Below are 19,432 nucleotides of genomic sequence, written 5' to 3'. Positions count from 1 at the left end.
AATGGGTAGCCTAAAGAGTAGTAGAATGAATAGACGCTGGATAAGGACAAGTAATGAATTTTTGGCTTGAATTAACGGTGTCCGCCTTACTCATGATTGGCGGTATTTTTGTGCTTGTGGGCTCAATAGGCTTGTTTCGTTTAAAAGATGCCTACACACGCCTTCATGCTCCTACTAAAGCGACTACAGTGGGCTTAGGAGGGATTTTACTGAGCTCGGTTATCTATATGTCGCACCTTCAAGGCTACATCAATGTTCACGCACTACTGATCACACTGTTTTTAGTTATTACTGCACCAGTAACCGCGCATATACTGGCCAAAGTTGCCATGCATCACAAAGTAAAAACTATGAAGTCTACACAAAACGAAGGATTAGTTGATAAGGCGAGGGAGCAGAAGGCTGTGGATGAAGAGGCTAGTTCTAAAAACAAAGGTAAGTGAAATATATTTCTGAGGATAGCCACACGCTAGGAAAAGCACACCCGGTTTCGTTTTGAGTTAGATAAATATTGCTAGTTAGATTTTAGAAGCGCTTAAGGCGCTTTATTTATGTTGCTGAGGCAGCAGAGATTGGTTAGTAGAGGAATGAAGGTCTGCTTGAGACAAACAACGGACGGTCAGGTTTCAAAGCTCATAGTGCCGCTTTGTGCCAATAGCCGACATCACATACTTTTGATGGCGAAACTGGTTGTAGAAGTTATACAAACAATCATTTAAAAGAGACTCGCCTTTAGGCGAAACCCGCGCAACGCCGTTGCTTAAAACAACTATCGCCTGAAGGCCAAGGGTCTATGCCGAATGACCGCAATTCGCTCGTCCCTGACCTTGGCCTAACTATTTCCCAACGACCGCATTACGTACAGGCTGTGTGAAAACTATTGATCACCTTTTGGTCTAAGCAGACTTTTTATATGATCAATCGGTCTTAAGTATCGGTCCTCAATTGATATCTGAATTGGTACAATAAAACTATCAAAAAATTGATAGGTTTCAATCACATGTCGAGATTTATCGAAGGCCAAAGCCGAACACAAAGCACGCTGTTCCCCGAAGTTTTAGATGACTACATCCATGAAGATAATCCGATTCGTGCAGTCGATATGTTTATCAATTCATTAGATTTATCTGACTTGGGTTTTGCACGTTGCCAACCAGCCAAAACAGGTAGACCAAGCTATTCTCCGGCAACCATGCTCAAGATTTACCTTTATGGTTATCTTAATCGCATTCAATCAAGCAGACGTTTAGAAAAAGAAACGCAGCGTAATGTCGAGTTGATGTGGCTGGTTGAGCGTCTTACCCCAGATTTTAAAACGATTGCTGATTTCAGACGTGACAACGGCAACGCGATACAACAAGTCTGTAAGCGCTTTGTGTTGATATGCCGTGAACTCAATATGTTTGCGGATGCCATCGTGGCTATTGACGGCACTAAGTTCAAAGCGGTTAACAATATCGCTAAGAACTACTCACGTGGTTTGATAAAGACGTGTATCGAAACAACCGAAAAAGATATTGCCAATTATCTTATGGAGCTCGATAGAGCAGACCGCCAGTCCCGCACTGAAGACGCAGAAAAATTGAAAGGCAAGCTCGCTAAACTGCAAGCGCGTCTGGTAAGCGAGAAAACAATACAGCAAGAATTGGAAACCTTACCCGACAAACAAATCTCCTATACCGACCCCGACAGCAGGCGAATGGCACTTAAGCATAAAGGCGTATTAGTTGGCTATAATATTCAAGCGGCTGTCGACACCAAACATCACTTGATACTTGCCCATTACGTGACTAATAACCCAAGTGACAGACATCAGCTTGTCCCGATGAGCCAGCATGTGCAACAAGCGTTAGGTAAACAAGACATTACCATTCTTGCTGATAGAGGTTATGACGATAGCACGAGCTTTAAGACTCTTCATCAGGCAGGCGTTACTGCAATTGTTCCGAAGATCCGTACTTCGGCTAATCGAAAAAAAGGACTGTTTACCAAAGAAGACTTTGTCTATAACAAAGAAAAAGACGTTTATGAATGTCCTGCTGGCAAAGATATCCCGTTTAGCTTTGTTTCAACTGACAAAGGAAAACCGCTACGCGCTTACATGTCGGTCATGACCTGCAAAGGTTGTACTATGAAATCGCGGTGCACAACATCACCAGCAGGAAGACGGATCCGAAGACTCGATGATGAGGAGCATGTTGAACGCGTGGCACAAGCTTATAAAAACATGCCAAACGCAATGATATTGAGGCATCAAACCGTCGAGCATCCCTTTGGCACAATAAAGCAATGGGCAGGAGCGCAACAACTACTGACAAGAACATTAAAACATGTAAAAACAGAGGTAAGTTTGCAGGTCTTGGCATACAACTTCAAAAGAATGATGAATATCATGGGCGTTAGCGGTCTCATATCTGCAATGAAGACATGAGAGTTGTGGAAACACTCATTCAAAAACTATAGTGGACTTAGAATTTCTGTATTATTCAATTTAAAAACAGCAACCATAAATATGAGTTTTCACACGGTCTGTGTACTAAGCTGCCATACGTCGTAAAAATCATAATCGCAGCATTAGTACTTTTTTAACACTTTTAAATTAGCGTTAATGCGAGCAAGCGGCCCTTATTGGTAAAGTGAACATTAGAAATTGTTTCCACTGTTTATCTTCTATAGCTTCTTAAAATAAAGATTCCGTACCCGACCGTTAGATATCCTAAACCCATTCACTGCGCCACTATCATCGCGTTCAAACAAGATATCGCCTACTTGTGACCTGAAAAAGTCACCTTTAACTGGCGCAATATGATGATCGCTAAGACGATAATGAGAAATTTTAAGTTGGTCGTTGTCTGGTGAAAAATGATAAGTAGAAGAGAGTTCAGGGCTGTAGTAACTGCCTGTAAACTGAGATAGCCAGGATTCGGTTACCTCGATTGGCGTATAAGCAACCGATACATATGTGTCCATATCATCTACTCGCACTGTCATTATGCTTTGCTCGCCATCTTCAGTAAACTCAACGAAGATTTCCCCCTCTGCATTTAGCATTTTGAATGTGTTTTCATTCACGGCAGCGAGGGGGCTTACATCGTTTTTACCTCGTGAATACATGAGTCTACCCTTGTCTAAATATATCTCTCTTGAGTAAGAGTCTGGCTCGTTCCAATAGTGACCTACATAAGCATTCAGTATGTCTGCACTTAACTCATTTTTGCTGAGATCAAAGGCGCTAGGTGTTTGTTTCGGTGACATTGACTCCATAAACGCATCAGCAATAGCATTTTGAGGGGGAGGAGTATCTATTTCTAGAAAGCGTTCAGCAATTTGCAGTGCTAATTCCCAAGGTCTAGCATCCGCGCCGTTGTTCAATATAGCAATTGCCAAATTCTGTTCAGGAAATCGGGCTAAATATGAACGAAAACCTGCATCTCCGCCGCTGTGCTGAATATATTTTATACCGTTGTAATGACTAATAAATTGTCCGTATGCCCCTCCAAATGTGTCTCCATTATTTAGAGTCGCAAGCGTATTCATTTGCTCGATAATGGCAGGGCTACCTACAGTAGGTTCGGTAAAGTTTCCCGACCATTTAAGAAGGTCTTCTGCGGTAGTAAACAAACTGGTTGCGCCGACATTTGCATAGTTCAACACGCTTTTCTGATAGCCATTGTCAATTGGCTCGTAGGAATAAGCCCTGTTGCTAACAATTTTTTGATGATCGTCATAAAATAAGCTGTTGCTCATATTTAATGGCGTGAACAGTCTTTCTTGTGTGAATTGTGCAAATGACTTACCGCAAACTCGAGCAACAACCTCTGCTAATAGTGTGAACCCGGTATTCGAATAAAGGAATTCTTCTCCGGGTTTGAAGTTTAGTTCTTTTTGTTTCGCTACCATTTTTAATACATGTTCGGTAGTGATCACATCATCTAAACGCCACCCGGCCATACGCAACAAGTTCCACTGATCACGCAAGCCGCTGGTGTGCGATGCTAAGTGTCGTAAAGTTATGGTTTCGCCAAAATCTGGTACTTCGGGAATGTATTGGCGAATGTCATCGTCAAAATTTAACTTACCTTCTTCGGCGAGCAATAAAATGGCGAAAACGGTAAATTGCTTCGATACAGATGCAACGTGAAACATGGTGTCTGGCGTAACCGGTATATCGTATTCAAGGTTTGCACTTCCATAACCTTTTGAGAAGACAACCTCTCCATCTTGCAATACCGCAACCGAGGCTCCCGGCTTGTTAATATCATCAAATTGGGCGAACAGTTTGTCTAACTCTATGGTTTGTTCTTCGACGGCGTTATCAGGAGCTGTAGACTTTGAAGATGGTTGGCAGGCGGATATACAGATGAGCAGTGATAAGCCAATAACTATTCTAGCAGCAAGATGAGACACAATAACGATTCCTTGTTAACACTTGTTTTGCGATGTTCTTTGACGACGAGCCAAGAAAAAGTGAAAGTCGTTCAAAAGCAAATAGTAGAGTAAAACTGTTTTGGGCTATCGGCAATTTTATTTTTTATGGACGTCTCACCTTTGTACTCACTTTCCCAAAACTTCTGCGTTCTACAGAAAAGTGTTAAGCAAAGCTCAATACGGGCCATTTTTCAAAGTGATTTTTTGCTCTTGCGTTTATTTAACACTGCATCGCCGTCTTCTTTTGAAAGCAAAATGCTGTCGGTAATACTAACCAATGCCAGTATTGCCATAAATACCATGGCGATAGTGAATGTTGTTATATCTGGTGTATCGGCAGATTGACCGAGTATTAACGCAGCCACTGCTATGGCAAGTGCTGAAAGTGTTATTCCCAGCCCGCGATTCATCTGCATCAATATTGCCCCAAGGGTATTAGCATCGCGCATCTTATCTGGGGGAACGTCAGCAAAAGCGATGGTATTTAGCAACGTGAGGTGCATTGAACGTGTAATGCCGTTAATGAAAAGCAGCGCGGCAATAGTAAAGGACGAGGTGCTTTCATTAATCATTGCCAAGGCGACAAAGCCTAGCGCAATAAGTACTCCGTTAACAATCAATACCGGTTTAAAGCCAAAGGTATTCATAATCCATGTTGTGGCAGGTTTAATAGCAAGATTACCTGCAAACAGCCACAGCAAGATGGAGCCTGCTTCTACAGGTGTATAGCCTAAGCCCAGTTGCAGCATCAGAGGAATAAGAAAAGGCGCACTGCCTAACGCAATGCGGACAACGGAACCGCCATATACGGACAGTCGAAAAGTGCGATGTTGCATTGCATCAAATGAGAAAAGCGGATTTTTAGCTGTTTTTATGTGCCATATGGCGAGTAGCATACCGGCAAAACCCATCGAAATAATGGTAGCACTTTCCATTATTCTTTCACCGTTACTGGCTAGAAACTCAATGCCAGCCATAAAAAGCGCAAATCCAAAGCCGGTGAGCAGAAAGCCCTTTACATCGAATGTGCTTACTTCGCCTTTTGTATTCTGAAGTAAATATGCCGAGGCAATAATCGCAATTAAGCCCAAAGGAATATTCATATAGAATATCCATTGCCAGCTGAAATGGGTGGCAATATAGCCGCCTAATACAGGGCCGAGCAAAGGTGCACTCAGCGCTGGCCAGGTAATGATGGCCACCGTTTTCACTAACTTTTCTTTGGGCAGGTCACGAAGTACCACTAACCGGCCAACGGGCACCATCATTGCCCCGCCAATTCCTTGCAATATTCTAGATAGGGTAAATTCAACCAAAGTGGTGCTTAAGCCACATAACACAGAGGCAAGGGTAAATACCCCAATGGCAGCAATAAAGATGGTTCTAGCGCCAAAGCGATCGGCAACATAGCCACTGAGGGGAATAAATAGGGTAACTGCAACAAGATATGCTGATACGCCAATTGAAAGGTGAGCTGCGGGGATCCCAAAGTCTGCTGCAATTACTGGAAGCGCCGTGGTTATAACGGTCGCATCCAGTATTTCCATAAAGAGCGCTCCCGCCACAAGCAGGGCGGTAGCGGCTTCTTTACTGAGTAATTTCAAAGGCGCGCACAACTCTTGCAACGCCAGTAACGTTGCGGGCAATATCAACTGCTGCGTTCGCTTCAAGGCTGGTAAGTTTGCCCATTAAGAAAACTTCCGAGTCTTGCACCACTACTTTTACCTGCAACGCTGGAACGCGCTCGTCAGCGACGATTTTTGTTCGTACCTTTGACGCCAACCAAATGTCATTGGCTTGTGTTCCTGCTCCGACAGGAGAGCCAACACGTAGCTGGTTGTGAATCTTTTTCAAATAATCTACGCTTTGAGCACGTTGAACGGCCTCAGAGACTAACGCTTGAGAAGGCGCTTGGCCTGTAAGCAGAGCAACGCCGTTATAAACATCAACTTGTAAGTTAGCTTGCTCTTTCAGTGCTTCGCTTTTTGACCATTGATAAGCTACTGCACTACTCGCGTTTTGATCGTCTAGCTGTGTTCCTACGGTTCGACGATCGTTAGCCACCTTTGCCGCCATAGCACCAGCCGCTCCAACGGCAACAACGCACCCCTGTAGCCCCATGGTAAAAATAATGCACAGTATAGTAAGGCACTTAGTTACGTGTTTCATAAATGAATAATTACTCGTCACCGTGATCAGCTGGGAATAAGCTATCGTCAATGCACTCGCACAAATTATGAATAACAAGTAAATGTACTTCTTGAATACGTGCAGTGCGGTTTGAAGGAACGCGAATTTCTACATCATGCTCGCTTAGAAAACCCGCCATTTCGCCACCGTCTTTACCGGTTAACGCAACAATTGTCATATCTCGAGACAGGGCCGCTTCCATTGCCGCAATAACATTTCGCGAATTTCCGCTGGTAGAAATTGCGAAAAGAATGTCGCCGGGCTGGCCTAAGGCACGTACTTGTTTAGCGAAAATTTCATCATAGCTGTAGTCATTGGCGATAGAGGTAATGGTAGATGTATCTGTACTTAGCGCTATGGCAGGAAGGCTTGGACGGTCTCTTTCGTAACGGTTTAGCATTTCAGAAGAAAAGTGCTGTGCATCGCCAGCCGAACCGCCATTACCGCAGCTAAGCACTTTGTTACCGCGAATAAGTGCTTCAACCATCATGTTAGCGGCTTTTTCAATCGACTCCGGCAAAATCTCAGACGCAGCAATTTTAGTTTGAATACTTTCAGTAAAGTTAGCTTTAATTTGTTCAATCATACTTCTTCTCTTTTAGGGCAAGCTGCTGACGGGACATCTTCACAGCTGTTTAGCGCGGGTAATGCGCTATGAGTTTGAGACTGGAAAAATAAATTATAATTCCATTCAGCCAATATTTTTTAGCCATTGAAGGCGATGGCCGTCGATAGCAATAACGTCGATGCGCAACGGGGTAGACGTTGAATTGAGGTTATTATCTAACAAATAGAACTCGAACGCAGCCTGAATTCGCTGCAGTTTTTTCGCGGTTACAAATTCTATCGCACTGCCATATTGTGCGCTTTTACGATATTTAACCTCAACACACACAATGGTATCGCCATCTTGCATAACAATATCGAGCTCGCCTCGACGAGTGCGATAGTTTCTACAGCGAAGCGTAAGGCCCTGTTGAGTTAAAAAATCACAGGCCTTTTGCTCTGCAGCATTCCCTTGCACTAATGACATAGTTAACTATTACTCAGAGATTGATTCGACTTTTTCATTGCGAATGATAGCTGTAGGCTGCTTTCTTTCTACTTCGCCGTTTTCATTTAATGATAAAGCCCCCGTTAAGCCATTGTGATGCAGGTAATTTAGCGTGTTTAATATACCTAGCTTAGGCAGCAGCTCAAAAGCGTCGTAACCAAAAGCAAACAGACGCTTCTGCATGGTGTTTTGCCCATCGAATGCTTGTTCTACTGTTTGCGCGAGTGGCTTCCATTGATGTTGAGGCATCATCCATGGCATATCAATAAAGTGAATATTTTTGAGGTCTCGCCACTGATTTTTTCCGCTTTCGTAGTCCATAGACCTAGAGGTGGCATAAACTGGAATAGGTTTTCCACCAAGTGGGTTAAGGCTAGCTTCAATGATTGGGTTTAACAATTCAGTGTCTTGCGGAGAAGCGAAAGCGATAATTGCGTCGATATCTCGTCGGCTTCTAGGCATATTATAAACTTCGTCATTGGTCATATACTCAATCTGGTTAATACGCTCATTACTTTGCGCCACGTCTAATGCCGACGTAATACCTTCACGTAACGAGTTACTGTCGTTAAAGGTAACCGAGGTGATATTGGTTTTGTATTTACCTTCTGCTTTGTTGAGCGATTCCCAATGCGATTTAAACGTGTCGTCCATACGCTCATATAGCGAGCTTTGCTCTGTAATAACAATAGGCGCCCTAAACCCTTTGTTGAATATGAGTTCCGCCAGTTGTTTAGCTTCATCTTCGGGCGCTAAAGCAAAGAAGTTGGCAGCAATCGGACCATTTGCCGAACTCTGGGCTGATTCTAATGTATTGTCATCGCCGCGCTTTCCTTTGTCACCGTACTGGGCGTTGTTACTGTACTGGACATCGTTAAGAATAAGCTGTTGGCTATTGCTTGCTGATGTATTAAATGGCGTTTCAATTTGTGTAATATCGTCTGAGCGATTGAGGGCCAGCACATTCACCCCGACAGGCAGTGCAGGAATGATTCGTTCAACATTGCTTTTTAACAGCGGGCCTATAATAAATTTGGCGTCACCAATTTCTGCAATAATGTCGTTAACGTCTTTGTCTACTGTGTCAATGAAGTGAAGCGTAGGTAGATTGCGCTGATCTTGTCCAACCTCATTACCTTGCTTGTCTGCAATACTCTGGTAGTAAGCAGCCATAATTCCATTTTTTACAGTGCTTCCGGTAGTGGCAAGGCGACCAGATAGAGGAAGCAGTACGGTAATAGCGTTAATATTAGCGCGTTGAAGTTTTGTTGCGTTGAGAACGTCATCAGGGAAAGTGGCACCTAAACTATGCCCTGCATACACTTTTTGGAAGTTATTAAGATTTTCCGCAAGCTTCTCAGGCGAACTGCTATATTCTTCGGTTAATTTTCTGAGCGATACAAAAGGGGAAAGCGCAGAATACTGCTGAGCAATATCGTCTAGCGACGAGACAGGCATTGATGTTATCCACTTCCATACCTGTTCTACTTTTTGCTCGTCAGGTAGGTCCGTATTCAGAAGGCTATTTGCAGCGGCGCTGTAATTTCCATCTTTAGCAAATAACTGTGCTTGTAAATGCGCTTTTTCGATAAGAAGGTCTTTGTTACCTGACACTGGTTCCAGTAGTGACAATAATTCTTCGGTCGATACATCTGACTGGTTAGCGTATACTTTCGCCATTAACAAGGCATAAAAAGACTGATTTTCTGGAGAAACTCCATCTTGCTTTACTTCATAAAGAATTTGCTGCGCCATAATAGGTTTTTGTTGCAGCATATATAACTGTGCGGCTTCTAAAAGCAGACTGTCTCGTAACGCTTTATTTTGCATGTCGCTCCACACTTTTTTAGCTTCAACCAGCTTATGTTCGGGCGTGACTTCATTAACCAACGGAGTCTCTTTCACCGCGATAGGTCTACTCTTCGCCACGCTGACCGTTTTTTGTGCGGTGCTGCCACAGCCTGCTAGTAGTAATGGTGATAGCAATAATGAAGCTACCGCAGTACGGGTAATGTTTTTCCGAGAAAATCCGAGATGGCGCACAGTTTCATTCCTTTAACATCGATGAGCACTAAGTTTATCGTAACCTGTGTGAAAATCTATGCTTGGCAGCATAAACTGGACTAATGGCATGGTACACTTATCGCATTCATTAATTTTATTTCCGTGCTTTTACTATTTCTTATGACTAAACCAGCAACGTTGTACATTGTCCCCACGCCAATTGGGAACTTAAATGATATCAGTGCTCGCGCTATCGACGTACTCGGTGAAGTGAGTTGGATTGCAGCAGAAGATACTCGCCATAGTTCAAGGTTGCTACAGCACTTAAGCATTTCTACTAAAACACTGTCGCTGCACGATCATAACGAAGACAAGCGCGCAGCTATGTTATGTGAACGGTTAAAAGGTGGTGAGGCCGTAGCGTTAATTAGCGATGCAGGAACACCGCTAATAAGCGACCCTGGTTTTATTTTGGTACGACGCTGCCGCGAGCAGGGCATTCCGGTTTGCGCACTACCAGGACCGTGTGCAGCTATTACCGCTTTAAGCGCATCGGGGTTACCAACGGACAAATTTATATTCGAAGGTTTTTTGCCGGTAAAAGCGCAGGCAAGAGAAAGCGCGGTTTCTGCTTTATTAGATAGACCCTACACAAGTGTATTTTACGAAGCGCCACGCAGAATTTTAGACACAGTTACGCTTATTCAGCGGGTATTGGGCGAAAGGCACATTGTTATTGCAAAAGAGCTTACCAAAACCTTCGAAACCTATGTAAGCGGCAGCGCGCAAGATGTTATCAATTATCTTACGTCTGATGCTGCTCATCAAAAGGGTGAGTTTGTCGTAATGATAAGCCCAGCTCCAGTGAGTGAACAGGAAATTCCAAGTGAGGCAATGTCATTGCTAAACACGCTTTGTGAGCATATTCCACTTAAAAAGGCTGCGGCTGTAGTTGCCGGTCACTATGGGCTGAAGAAAAACGCCCTCTATCAAGCAGGTTTAGACGCAAAATAGTAAGCCTTTAGCGCGTTAGTAAACCTTTAGCGCATTGGTCAATAGTCCCTAGTTTCACGTTTTTCACTGATCTTAACTGTCTATTGGGAGTTACCAATAGATAGTTTTCATTAAGATAATTTGGACAACAGCAAATGGAGGCGTAAATGAAAAAAACACTGAAAATCACCATGCCAGAAGGTAAGTGGATGGTAGATGTTTTCTCAAAGGCTAATGATTCTGGAGAGTTCGATTTAGTGCACCCTAATACCAGTGCTGAAATTTCGTTTAATGAAGGCGAGATGTATGGTTTTCGCTATAGCGTAAGCGGAAAGCAAGGTACAAAATTTACTATTGAACTGGATGATACAGTGTTAGTAGAAGGTGAAATCGATAAAAGCGAGACTGCGAAAGGCAGCGGTGTTATTTAAGCGGCATCAACAGGTACTGCAAAAGTCGGCTAACGTAAGCCGACTTTTTATTACTCTTCTACAGTTACCAATAGGTGTGAGATGTAGCAATAAGTGTGCGTTGTCAAAGCCCCTTGATAAACTCGAGGGGAGTTGTCACAGAAAAACGTGACCAGATTTATCAGCTTAAGACAAGCGCCCTTTAAAGTCCTCATAAGTGAAGCTTCTTACCAATTCAAATTCGCCATTTGAGCGTAATATGCCAATGGACGGATGATCAACCCCATTGAAAAACGTGGTTTTTACCATGGTGTAATGCATCATATCTTCGAACTGAACACGGCTTCCCGCTACGAGAGGTTTATCGAATGAGTAGGTGTCTATTACATCGCCAGCAAGACATGAGTTGCCGCCAAGTTTGTAGTTGTGGGCTTTCTCATTAGGCAACGCCGCATTTAATACGGTAGGCCTGTAGGGCATTTCAAGCACATCTGGCATATGCGCAGTGGCAGAAATATCCAATATGGCAATATCACCTTCGTTATTTACTACATCCACTACTTCTGAAATTAAAGGGCCAGTTTGCCACGCTACTGCAGAGCCCGGCTCTAGAATTATATCAAGGTGAGGGTAGCGCTCTTTAAATGCCGACAGTGTGTTGATTAAGTGTTCAACATCGTAGCCTTCACTTGTCATTAAATGACCGCCGCCTAAATTCAGCCATTTCAACTGATGTAGCCACTTACCAAATCGCTTTTCAATGGCTTGCAATGTGCGCTCCGTTGCAAAAGAATCGCACTCGCATAAATTGTGGCAGTGAAAACCTTCAATTCCATCAAGGCTTATACCCTCTAACTCATCCGCTCTTATCCCTAATCGCGAGCCGGGTGCAGCTGGGTCGTAAAGGGGCGTATCTGCTTCTTGATGCTCTGGGTTAATTCTCAGTCCAAGTGATACGTCTTTTAGCGCTTCACGATGGGTATGCCACTGGCTAAGGCTGTTAAACGATAAATGATGCACTAATGTGGCGAGTTCTTTTGCATCCTCAGCTTTGTAAGCAGGGGAATAGGCATGAACCTCTTTGCCCATTTCGGCTGCTAATTTTGCCTCCCATACTGAACTCGCGGTGGCTCCGTGAAGATATTGCTTTACGATATCGAAGCAAGACCACATGGAAAAGCCTTTAAGCGCTAAAATAATACGCACACCTGATTCGTCCTGAACCCGCTTCATCAGCGTTAGGTTGCGAATTAATTTTTCTTCCTCAAGGACATAGCAGGGAGAGGGAATATCAGTGCGTTGGGTAAGATCGGTCAAGGTAATCAAGCTCCGGTCAATAACGTAAAAAAGGGGCACTTAACATAGTGCCCCTCGTAAATATCTTATATTTGTTTAAAGCAATCTACTTAGTAAATGGGCTGCTATCGCACTCTAGTACATGCCACGGCAGTCCGTGTTCGTTAAGCATATCCATAAACGGGTCTGGATCAAACTGTTCCATGTTCCACACGCCGGCTTCTTTCCACGTGCCGTTTAGCATAAGTGCAGCACCAATCATCGCAGGAACGCCTGTGGTGTAAGATACCGCCTGAGCACCTACTTCCTCATTACACTTAGCGTGTTCGCAGTTATTGTAGATAAAGATGGTTTTTTCTTTGCCATCTTTTATACCTGTAATGTAAGTACCAATACAAGTCATCCCTACATAACCTTCTGCAAGGGAGCCTGGGTTAGGTAATACGGCTTTTAGAAACTCTAAAGGCACAACTTGTTGGCCTTGGAACTCTATTGGCTCAATACTTGTCATGCCGATACCTTCTAGCACACGTAGGTGGTTAAGGTAGGCATCACCGAATGTCATCCAGAAGCGAGCACGCTTTAGTGTTGGGAAATGTTTAACCAGTGACTCTAACTCTTCGTGGAACATAAGGTAAGACGCGCGTTCACCAATATTTTGATAATCCAAGTCTTCGCGCACACTAAGCGGATCGGTTTCTTTCCACTCACCGTTTTCCCAGAATTTACCACGCTGAGTAATTTCGCGGATATTAATTTCAGGGTTAAAGTTGGTAGCAAACGCTTGACCATGGTCGCCGCCATTACAATCAACAATATCTAGGTAATGGATTTCGTCAAAGTAATGTTTTGCTGCATAGGCGGTAAAAACGTTGGTTACGCCTGGATCAAAACCACTGCCAAGCAGAGCCATAATGCCCGCTTCTTTAAATTTGTCTTGGTAGGCCCACTGCCACGAATACTCGAATTTCGCTTCATCTTTTGGCTCGTAGTTAGCCGTATCTAAATAATGCGTATTTGTTGCTAGGCACGCATCCATGATAGGCAAGTCTTGGTAGGGAAGTGCCAAGTTAATGACGAGGTCGGGTTTAACGTCATTAATAAGTGCTTCTACTTCTTTTGCGTTGTCTGCATCGAGGGCAAAAACACCTTTTACACGATCTTCACCCACTTCTTTTTGCAGGGCTTCGCATTTAGATACAGTTCGGCTAGCTAAGTATATTTCGTCAAAGTGCTGTGGTAAACGAGCACATTTTTTGACTGTTACCGACGCAACGCCGCCAGCACCAATAATAAGAACGCGAGACATAATAAGTAATCCCTAAATTTTGCTAATAAATTTTTGCTGAATGCTAGCAGACACCGGCAATTTGGCAAGTAAAGTCAGTGTCTACCAAATTAAATAGTATAAAATTCTACGTGAAAGGTTCAAAACGTTATGAATGTTTTATTGTATGAGCAGTAAATAGCGCGACCATTTCGGCCGCGCTCATTCTCCGTTATAGCTTAAGTCCAAACTTAACACTACTTGCGGCCTCGTGTTTATGGGGCTGCCGTGCTAATTGGTGGTGAAATTACGATAGAGCCGTCTACTCTGTAGTAAGGATAAAGAAGCAGATGTTCACCTTGGTCTGGCGATGAGGTGACCACGGCAATAGCGTCCATATTCTTGCTATCTTGTGTATTGACGGTGGCGGCATAAACAAGAACGCTGTAGCTATTGCTACCTGTGGTCGCGTCAATTATGCGCCATTGCAACTGTTCTATAAGTTGCGACTCACGTTTACTTTCTTTTGTCTCGTCTGCAAACACACACCCTGTGCGACCATCTTTGTTTATGGCTGCGAAGGGGTAAAATACGTCGCTGATAGGAAGCATAACTTCACATATTTTAAGCGACTTGGAAATGAGTTCTTGCAAAGGGGTTGGCAATGTAACTGGTCGGTCGATCATGGTATATCTCCTTAGAGTTAGCGTTGCTTGCGATACCTAAAGTATCTTCACTGATAATTTTGAATAATGTTTACCTTTAACTTTTTCCGTATTTTTCTTTTGTACACGTTTACATTTGTCTTTACGTTTCTCGAACGTCTTTAGTTTAGTAACAGAAAAACTAATGCAAGTAAAATTGGTTTTGAATATTAGCTGCGCTAGGCCGCGTTGTTTTCATTGGAACTTATTTGTACTTATTCCCATAGCCTAAGACCTTGAGCCTTGCAGTCCTCCTGTATGCACTACCACTAGTGTACTTCCTTTTACAAATGCCCCTTGGCCCAGCATTTTCTTAAGCGCAAAGAATACCTTGCCCGAGTAAACAGGCTCTATGGCTATACCCGTTGCGCTTTTAAATTGGTGACAAAATTCAGTTAAATAAGCTGGAGCTTTAGCGTAACCACCGCAATGGTATTCGTGCTCTATGTGCCAGTTATGATTGTTTTTACTCAAAAATTTGGCAACCAGAGATTCTAAATAATCTTGCCCTTTTAGTACGCCAATGCCGACAACGTGTTGATGCTTTTCTACTGCGCTTACAATGCCTGCCATGGTTGCCCCACTCGCAACTGGCGTAATAATAGTGTGGTAATTGGTACCGATTTCGTTATCAATTTCTGTTACTAAATCTGAAACACCCGCTAATGCCTGAAGCTGACTTCCACCCTCAGGAACTATTGTCGCGTTGGGGTAGCGACGCTTTAACGTATCAAGATACTCTGATGTATCTCTCAGTTTGTACGTGGCTTTGTCTACGTATTCTATGTTTGCATTCCACGCGATAAGGTCATTTATCATGGGCGTTGGCGACGATGAATAGTTACCGCGAATAACAACGGTAAGCGGTATCGCTAGTTGATAACACACATAACCCAATGCATGCAGGTGGTTTGAAAAACCACCACCAAAACTGATGAGCCTGACAGAATCTTCAGTAGGTAAAGAGCCTTCAGCGGAAGCAGAGCCTTCAGCAGGTAAAGAGCCCTCAGCCCGCGACAAGCCACTTTGATCAACAAACTCTCGAATAAAATGTTTGAGTTTACGCCATTTATTGCCGGAGATGACGGGATGTATTTTGTCATCACGCTTTATATAAATAGTGACATCTGACGCACCAGGCCAATTAGGTGTAAATAACTCTAGAGGGGATGGCTGAACAAGTGTTTGTTCCAGCTGGGTTAACTTATTCACAAGGTCCGCTACCGTGATTGATCATTCGCTACAGGCACGCAGTATAACTATTACATTGGCAATTCAAAATAATGCCAATCCCAAGCAAAGGTAAAATGAGACAGCTGACGCAATTTACACAGCATGAGAGCATTGTAAAACGCTGTTTTGATTAATACGGACGTTTTTAAGGTAGAAATTATGAATTCAAAATTAGTGTCTGGTTACAAAAGAGCCAATCGTTTCAGTTCTATACTAATGAGTTTAATGTTTATGAGCGCATCATTCGCAGCCAGTGCATCTTTACCCAAAGAAGTTGCCAAAAATGTCCCAAACGCCGCAGTAGTGGGGCAGGACATGTTTACCTACTATTTCTTTGATGTTTATGAAGCAACGTTATTCGCTCCGCAAGGTAAATACGACAAAGACAAACCACTAGCCCTTACACTGAAATATCAAAGAAGTTTAGACGGTAAGAAAATTGCCGAGCGCTCGATAGATGAAATGCAAAAACAAGCCAGCTTAGATTCAGAAAAATCAAAGCGCTGGTTACAAGACATGATAAATATTTTCCCCGATGTAAGTGAGGGTGACGTCATTACGGGTGTGGCCACAGAAGAAGGGAATGCACTTTTTTTCTATAACGGGAAAGAGGCAGGGGAAGTAAAAGACCCAGAATTTACCCAGAAGTTTTTTGATATTTGGCTGAGTGAAGATACTTCAGAGCCAAAGTTTAGAAAGGCACTTTTAGGAAAAAATTGAGATAAGGGCTTTCATAAGCCTTAGTGCAGAAATGTATTTTCACATCACTATTTTTCACACAATATTTTTAAGATAACAGGTTAATTATGAATACAATTAAACGAGCAACTTACGCATTGGTTGGAGTTGGGGTTACCGCCTTTACATTAAGCGGTTGTTCAGTCTCGGTGGATGGCAAAGATTATACGGCTGTCGAGCCTGCGTTTAATATCGAGCAGTTTTTTGACGGCGACGTGAAGGCGTGGGGCATTGTACAAAACCGCTCTGGTGAAGTAGTACAGCGCTTCAAAGTAGATATCGACGGTTCTATTGACGGTGACACGTTAACGCTGGATGAAAGCTTTGTTTACGGCGTAGGCGAGGGGCCCACTCAACGCACTTGGAAGATTGTTAAGCAAGGTGACGGTACCTTTATCGGCAGAGCGGGTGATGTGAAAGGCCCGGCCACTGGCACGTCTTATGGCAACGCCTTTAATTTCCACTATGAAATGGATTTGCCAGTAGATGATACTACCTATTCAGTAACTTTTGATGATTGGTTTTGGGCGTTCGACGAAACTACTATGATGAACCGCTCATATATTCGAAAGTTTGGCATAGTCATGGCTGAAGTCACCATATTCATGCAGAAGCAGTAAGTTTAATTGCGTTGTCTTGAAAGGGCTTTTTGTATTACCAAGAGCCCTTCTTTGGGGAGTAGCCGGTGGCAAGTAGCCGTTGGGAAAAAGCCTGTTTCCATCTTATATGGGAAAGTTTGTATCAACATAAATTAACTCAGTGCAGTGTTCACCTTCGCTGCTATGTTATTCAGTTGTCCAGCTGTCCAGTTGCCCATATAGGGCGCTAACTATGCATTGTTCGCGTAGTTAGTGCTTCAATAGCAAACAATAACGGGTTATGCCAACACTGATTAAAGCTCAAATCGCTACAGTACCGCTAATTATTGCAGCGAAATGTGGGGCTCGACTAAGAAGTATCAACGTCTAAATCTTAAAGCTTAAAGCTTAAAACAACGCCCAAACCCGAACCCTGCATCAGAGGGTCGTGAACAAACCACACTTTGCCGTCATGTAGCTTCACAATAGCGGAAACAAGAGACAGGCCTAATCCATTTCCTTTACTGGTTCTGCTGCCATCGGCGCGATAAAAGCGTCTTTCCAAGCTTTCAAGCTCATGCTCTCCCACACCCATACCAGCATCGTTAATTGAAATAACATGGTGGGTTTTGGTAGACGTGAGTTGAACCACCACACGACTGCCATCGGGTGAGTATTTTAATGCGTTATCAAGCACGTTAGCCACGGCTTGAAATAGCAAATTCGGATCGGCTGTCATAGAAACTGGATTTAGTGCACTGGTGAGGGTGATCTTTCTGTCTTCAGCTAGAGGGTGATAGAGGTCGACAACATCTTCAACAATGGCGCGAACATCAGTTTCGCAAAACCCTTCTTTTTTGTTGGTAGTTTCAAGGCCACTTATTCTCAATAAACTATTAAACATATTAAGCAGATTATCTGCTTCATGTGTAGTTTCTTCCCGTAACTTTTCGTCGTCGATTTGCTCTAATGTGTTACGCAAGCGCGCGAGTGGCGTCCGCAAATCGTGAGCAATACTGTCGGTAACCGTTTTAATGTTATTTACAGAGCTTTCAATGGTATCAAGCATGCGATTGAATACGGTAGATAGGCTGCTTAAATCATCCCAGTTGCTGTCTATCTCTAAGCGCTCCTCTAAGCTTCCCGTCTTGATAATTTTATCGGCAGTTTGAGACATTCGGTTAATACGATTGACCACGTAAACTGCAATGGCAAAGCTTAAAATACTTAACATAGACAGAAGAACAACAATGATCCAGCTAAAGGCTTTTCCAAACCACTGAGCGCTGTATAAATCGTCGATACCTCGTCCCACGGTTAGTGTGTGTTCGCCAAGTCTTACTTCACGAACCAACGCTTGTCTTAGCGTTTTACGATCTCCACTGTTTGGCAACGTAATAACTATTTCTGCGGTATTAAAATTAGCGCGTTCGTGCCTTTCTAGTACAAGAGGAATGCCTGCGAGATTTCCGGCAATAAACTGCTCATCTTTGCTCAGCACGATAAAGGAACGAAGGGAACGCTCTGCCTCAATAGCATCTGCATTGTTTGCTTGAGAACCATCGTTAAGGATAGGGTTTTGTGAAAACTGTCCGCTGTCAATTGCTTGCTTTACAGCATCGATCCCCAAAGTTTGATGGACCTGAGAAAGAGCGGCAATTTTTGCGTTAATTGCCGCGGTAGATTCGGTGATAAAAAGATCGCTACTTGTTAATCGCCAAAAGTAAACAATAAGAACGATTGCAACACTGGCCAGCGTAGTAAGCAGCGCGCCAACACGAAAGCTTGAACTTCTCGTGAAGTCCCGTATCGCTATCATGTAGCGTTATCGGCGATGCGGTAGCCTGTGCCTCGCACTGTTTCAATTAATGGAACATTAAATGCCTTATCCACTTTTTGACGCAGACGGCTTATATGTACATCAATCACGTTGGTTTGAGGGTCGAAGTGATAATTCCACACCTGCTCAAGAAGCATACTACGTGTAACTACTTTGCCTTTGTGACGAAGTAAGCACTCTAGCAGTTGAAATTCCTTAGACTGCAACTCTATTTCTTGGTCGCCACACAGCACTTTGCGATTCACCAAGTCTAGCGTTAAGTCGCCAAGCTTAATGAGCGTTTTATCGTCACCTTCTTTTGCTCGGCCTGCCAAGCCTTCAATTCGCGCCAATAATTCTTCAAACGCAAATGGTTTGGTTAGGTAGTCGTTAGCACCAGTACGAAGACCGCGTACCTTATCCTCTACCTGGCTTTTAGCGCTTAGCAGTAGAACTGGGGTATGGTTATCTGCTTCTCTTAATTTTTCCAAAACAGTAAACCCGTCATACTCTGGAAGCATCACATCAAGAATAACAACGTCTAATTCGTTTGAAGTTGCTTCTTTATAGCCAGATGCTCCGTCACCCGCAGTAATACATTCATGACCTTCGCCTAACAGTCCATTTGCAATGTGCGAGGCAACCTTTGGATCATCTTCTACAAGTAACACTTTCATGATTACACTTCTACTTTTATGTTGAAACGTGGAGTAAGACC

General features: G+C 43.4%; 18 protein-coding genes. 6 read left to right on the top strand and 12 right to left on the bottom strand.

Annotated elements, in window-relative coordinates; genetic code table 11:
* Positions 1–53 precede the first annotated feature (53 nt).
* Together BM528_RS14545 and BM528_RS14540 are read left to right on the top strand one after the other, a co-directional pair.
* Positions 54–443, top strand: a complete 390-nt coding sequence (locus BM528_RS14545) for a Na+/H+ antiporter subunit G (protein ID WP_071980447.1) — start codon at positions 54–56, stop codon at positions 441–443.
* Positions 444–1,000: 557 nt separating this feature from the next.
* On the top strand, positions 1,001–2,431 hold the full coding sequence (locus tag BM528_RS14540; protein WP_071980446.1) for an IS1182 family transposase: 1,431 nt from the start codon (positions 1,001–1,003) through the stop codon (positions 2,429–2,431).
* A gap of 239 nt (positions 2,432–2,670) precedes the next feature.
* Here the strand turns inward: BM528_RS14540 and BM528_RS14535 are convergent, their stop codons facing one another.
* From BM528_RS14535 to BM528_RS14510, 6 genes are all read right to left on the bottom strand, one after another.
* Positions 2,671–4,407, bottom strand: a complete 1,737-nt coding sequence (locus tag BM528_RS14535; RefSeq protein WP_071980445.1) for a serine hydrolase domain-containing protein — start codon at positions 4,405–4,407, stop codon at positions 2,671–2,673.
* A gap of 212 nt (positions 4,408–4,619) precedes the next feature.
* Entirely contained in the window at positions 4,620–5,975 is a 1,356-nt protein-coding gene (locus tag BM528_RS14530; protein ID WP_071981337.1) for an MFS transporter, read from the bottom strand.
* Between the two features lie 40 nt (positions 5,976–6,015).
* Positions 6,016–6,597 (bottom strand): BON domain-containing protein, encoded by a 582-nt coding sequence (locus BM528_RS14525; RefSeq protein ID WP_071980444.1) that lies wholly within the window; start codon positions 6,595–6,597, stop codon positions 6,016–6,018.
* A 10-nt stretch (positions 6,598–6,607) separates the two neighbouring features.
* Positions 6,608–7,204, bottom strand: a complete 597-nt coding sequence (locus tag BM528_RS14520) for a phosphoheptose isomerase (RefSeq protein WP_071980443.1) — start codon at positions 7,202–7,204, stop codon at positions 6,608–6,610.
* 105 nt (positions 7,205–7,309) lie between these two features.
* Complete coding sequence (locus BM528_RS14515; protein WP_071980442.1) at positions 7,310–7,651, bottom strand: YraN family protein; 342 nt, start codon at positions 7,649–7,651, stop codon at positions 7,310–7,312.
* 9 nt (positions 7,652–7,660) lie between these two features.
* Positions 7,661–9,715 carry a penicillin-binding protein activator gene (locus tag BM528_RS14510; RefSeq protein WP_071980441.1) on the bottom strand — a complete coding sequence of 685 codons (2,055 nt, stop codon included), beginning with the start codon at positions 9,713–9,715 and terminating at the stop codon, positions 7,661–7,663.
* A 141-nt stretch (positions 9,716–9,856) separates the two neighbouring features.
* Between BM528_RS14510 and rsmI the strand changes: the two genes are divergently transcribed.
* Entirely contained in the window at positions 9,857–10,690 is an 834-nt protein-coding gene (rsmI, locus tag BM528_RS14505; RefSeq protein WP_071981336.1) for a 16S rRNA (cytidine(1402)-2'-O)-methyltransferase, read from the top strand.
* 146 nt (positions 10,691–10,836) lie between these two features.
* A complete protein-coding gene (locus BM528_RS14500; RefSeq protein WP_071980440.1) occupies positions 10,837–11,100 on the top strand; it encodes a hypothetical protein in 264 nt (87 codons plus the stop codon).
* 165 nt (positions 11,101–11,265) lie between these two features.
* Here BM528_RS14500 and nspC read toward each other — a convergent pair whose 3' ends face one another.
* The 4 genes from nspC to BM528_RS14480 all read right to left on the bottom strand — a co-directional run bounded on the left by nspC (position 11,266) and on the right by BM528_RS14480 (position 15,558).
* Complete coding sequence (gene nspC, locus BM528_RS14495) at positions 11,266–12,417, bottom strand: carboxynorspermidine decarboxylase (protein ID WP_163112326.1); 1,152 nt, start codon at positions 12,415–12,417, stop codon at positions 11,266–11,268.
* A 64-nt stretch (positions 12,418–12,481) separates the two neighbouring features.
* Entirely contained in the window at positions 12,482–13,684 is a 1,203-nt protein-coding gene (locus BM528_RS14490; protein ID WP_071980439.1) for a saccharopine dehydrogenase family protein, read from the bottom strand.
* Between the two features lie 233 nt (positions 13,685–13,917).
* Positions 13,918–14,328, bottom strand: coding sequence for a hypothetical protein (locus BM528_RS14485; protein ID WP_071980438.1), 411 nt, complete (start codon positions 14,326–14,328; stop codon positions 13,918–13,920).
* 246 nt (positions 14,329–14,574) lie between these two features.
* Positions 14,575–15,558 carry a 1-aminocyclopropane-1-carboxylate deaminase/D-cysteine desulfhydrase gene (locus tag BM528_RS14480; protein ID WP_071980437.1) on the bottom strand — a complete coding sequence of 328 codons (984 nt, stop codon included), beginning with the start codon at positions 15,556–15,558 and terminating at the stop codon, positions 14,575–14,577.
* Positions 15,559–15,810: 252 nt separating this feature from the next.
* On the opposite strand from BM528_RS14480, the gene BM528_RS14475 reads away from it, so the two are divergent.
* Positions 15,811–16,299, top strand: coding sequence for a chalcone isomerase family protein (locus BM528_RS14475; RefSeq protein ID WP_083595405.1), 489 nt, complete (start codon positions 15,811–15,813; stop codon positions 16,297–16,299).
* An 86-nt stretch (positions 16,300–16,385) separates the two neighbouring features.
* Positions 16,386–16,937: a DUF3833 domain-containing protein gene (locus tag BM528_RS14470; RefSeq protein WP_071980436.1), complete on the top strand. Its 552-nt coding sequence runs from the start codon at positions 16,386–16,388 to the stop codon at positions 16,935–16,937.
* Positions 16,938–17,289: 352 nt separating this feature from the next.
* On the opposite strand, the gene BM528_RS14465 is transcribed toward BM528_RS14470, so the two are convergent.
* Both BM528_RS14465 and BM528_RS14460 read right to left on the bottom strand, forming a co-directional pair.
* Positions 17,290–18,714: a sensor histidine kinase gene (locus tag BM528_RS14465; protein ID WP_071980435.1), complete on the bottom strand. Its 1,425-nt coding sequence runs from the start codon at positions 18,712–18,714 to the stop codon at positions 17,290–17,292.
* Positions 18,711–19,391 (bottom strand): response regulator transcription factor, encoded by a 681-nt coding sequence (locus tag BM528_RS14460; protein ID WP_071980434.1) that lies wholly within the window; start codon positions 19,389–19,391, stop codon positions 18,711–18,713. Before BM528_RS14460 ends, BM528_RS14465 begins: the two co-directional genes overlap by 4 nt.
* Between the last annotated feature and the right edge of the window lie 41 nt (positions 19,392–19,432).

The sequence above is a fragment of the Alteromonas sp. RW2A1 genome (assembly GCF_001886475.1).
In the GTDB taxonomy this organism is placed as follows: domain Bacteria; phylum Pseudomonadota; class Gammaproteobacteria; order Enterobacterales; family Alteromonadaceae; genus Alteromonas; species Alteromonas hispanica.
The sequence above is the reverse complement of the archived record's forward strand: the minus strand, read 5'-3'. Positions and strand labels throughout refer to the sequence as shown.

What these genes read in the sequence shown, in the direction of transcription:
- BM528_RS14500 (WP_071980440.1), top strand. Translation starts at nt 10,837, where the DNA reads ATGAAAAAAACACTGAAAATCACCATGCCAGAAGGTAAGTGGATGGTA.
- BM528_RS14545 (WP_071980447.1), top strand. Translation starts at nt 54, where the DNA reads ATGAATTTTTGGCTTGAATTAACGGTGTCCGCCTTACTCATGATTGGC.
- BM528_RS14490 (WP_071980439.1), bottom strand. Translation starts at nt 13,684, where the DNA reads ATGTCTCGCGTTCTTATTATTGGTGCTGGCGGCGTTGCGTCGGTAACA.
- BM528_RS14470 (WP_071980436.1), top strand. Translation starts at nt 16,386, where the DNA reads ATGAATACAATTAAACGAGCAACTTACGCATTGGTTGGAGTTGGGGTT.
- BM528_RS14525 (WP_071980444.1), bottom strand. Translation starts at nt 6,597, where the DNA reads ATGAAACACGTAACTAAGTGCCTTACTATACTGTGCATTATTTTTACC.
- BM528_RS14515 (WP_071980442.1), bottom strand. Translation starts at nt 7,651, where the DNA reads ATGTCATTAGTGCAAGGGAATGCTGCAGAGCAAAAGGCCTGTGATTTT.
- BM528_RS14520 (WP_071980443.1), bottom strand. Translation starts at nt 7,204, where the DNA reads ATGATTGAACAAATTAAAGCTAACTTTACTGAAAGTATTCAAACTAAA.
- BM528_RS14465 (WP_071980435.1), bottom strand. Translation starts at nt 18,714, where the DNA reads ATGATAGCGATACGGGACTTCACGAGAAGTTCAAGCTTTCGTGTTGGC.
- BM528_RS14485 (WP_071980438.1), bottom strand. Translation starts at nt 14,328, where the DNA reads ATGATCGACCGACCAGTTACATTGCCAACCCCTTTGCAAGAACTCATT.
- BM528_RS14530 (WP_071981337.1), bottom strand. Translation starts at nt 5,975, where the DNA reads ATGGAAATACTGGATGCGACCGTTATAACCACGGCGCTTCCAGTAATT.
- BM528_RS14475 (WP_083595405.1), top strand. Translation starts at nt 15,811, where the DNA reads ATGAGCGCATCATTCGCAGCCAGTGCATCTTTACCCAAAGAAGTTGCC.
- rsmI (WP_071981336.1), top strand. Translation starts at nt 9,857, where the DNA reads ATGACTAAACCAGCAACGTTGTACATTGTCCCCACGCCAATTGGGAAC.
- BM528_RS14540 (WP_071980446.1), top strand. Translation starts at nt 1,001, where the DNA reads ATGTCGAGATTTATCGAAGGCCAAAGCCGAACACAAAGCACGCTGTTC.
- BM528_RS14460 (WP_071980434.1), bottom strand. Translation starts at nt 19,391, where the DNA reads ATGAAAGTGTTACTTGTAGAAGATGATCCAAAGGTTGCCTCGCACATT.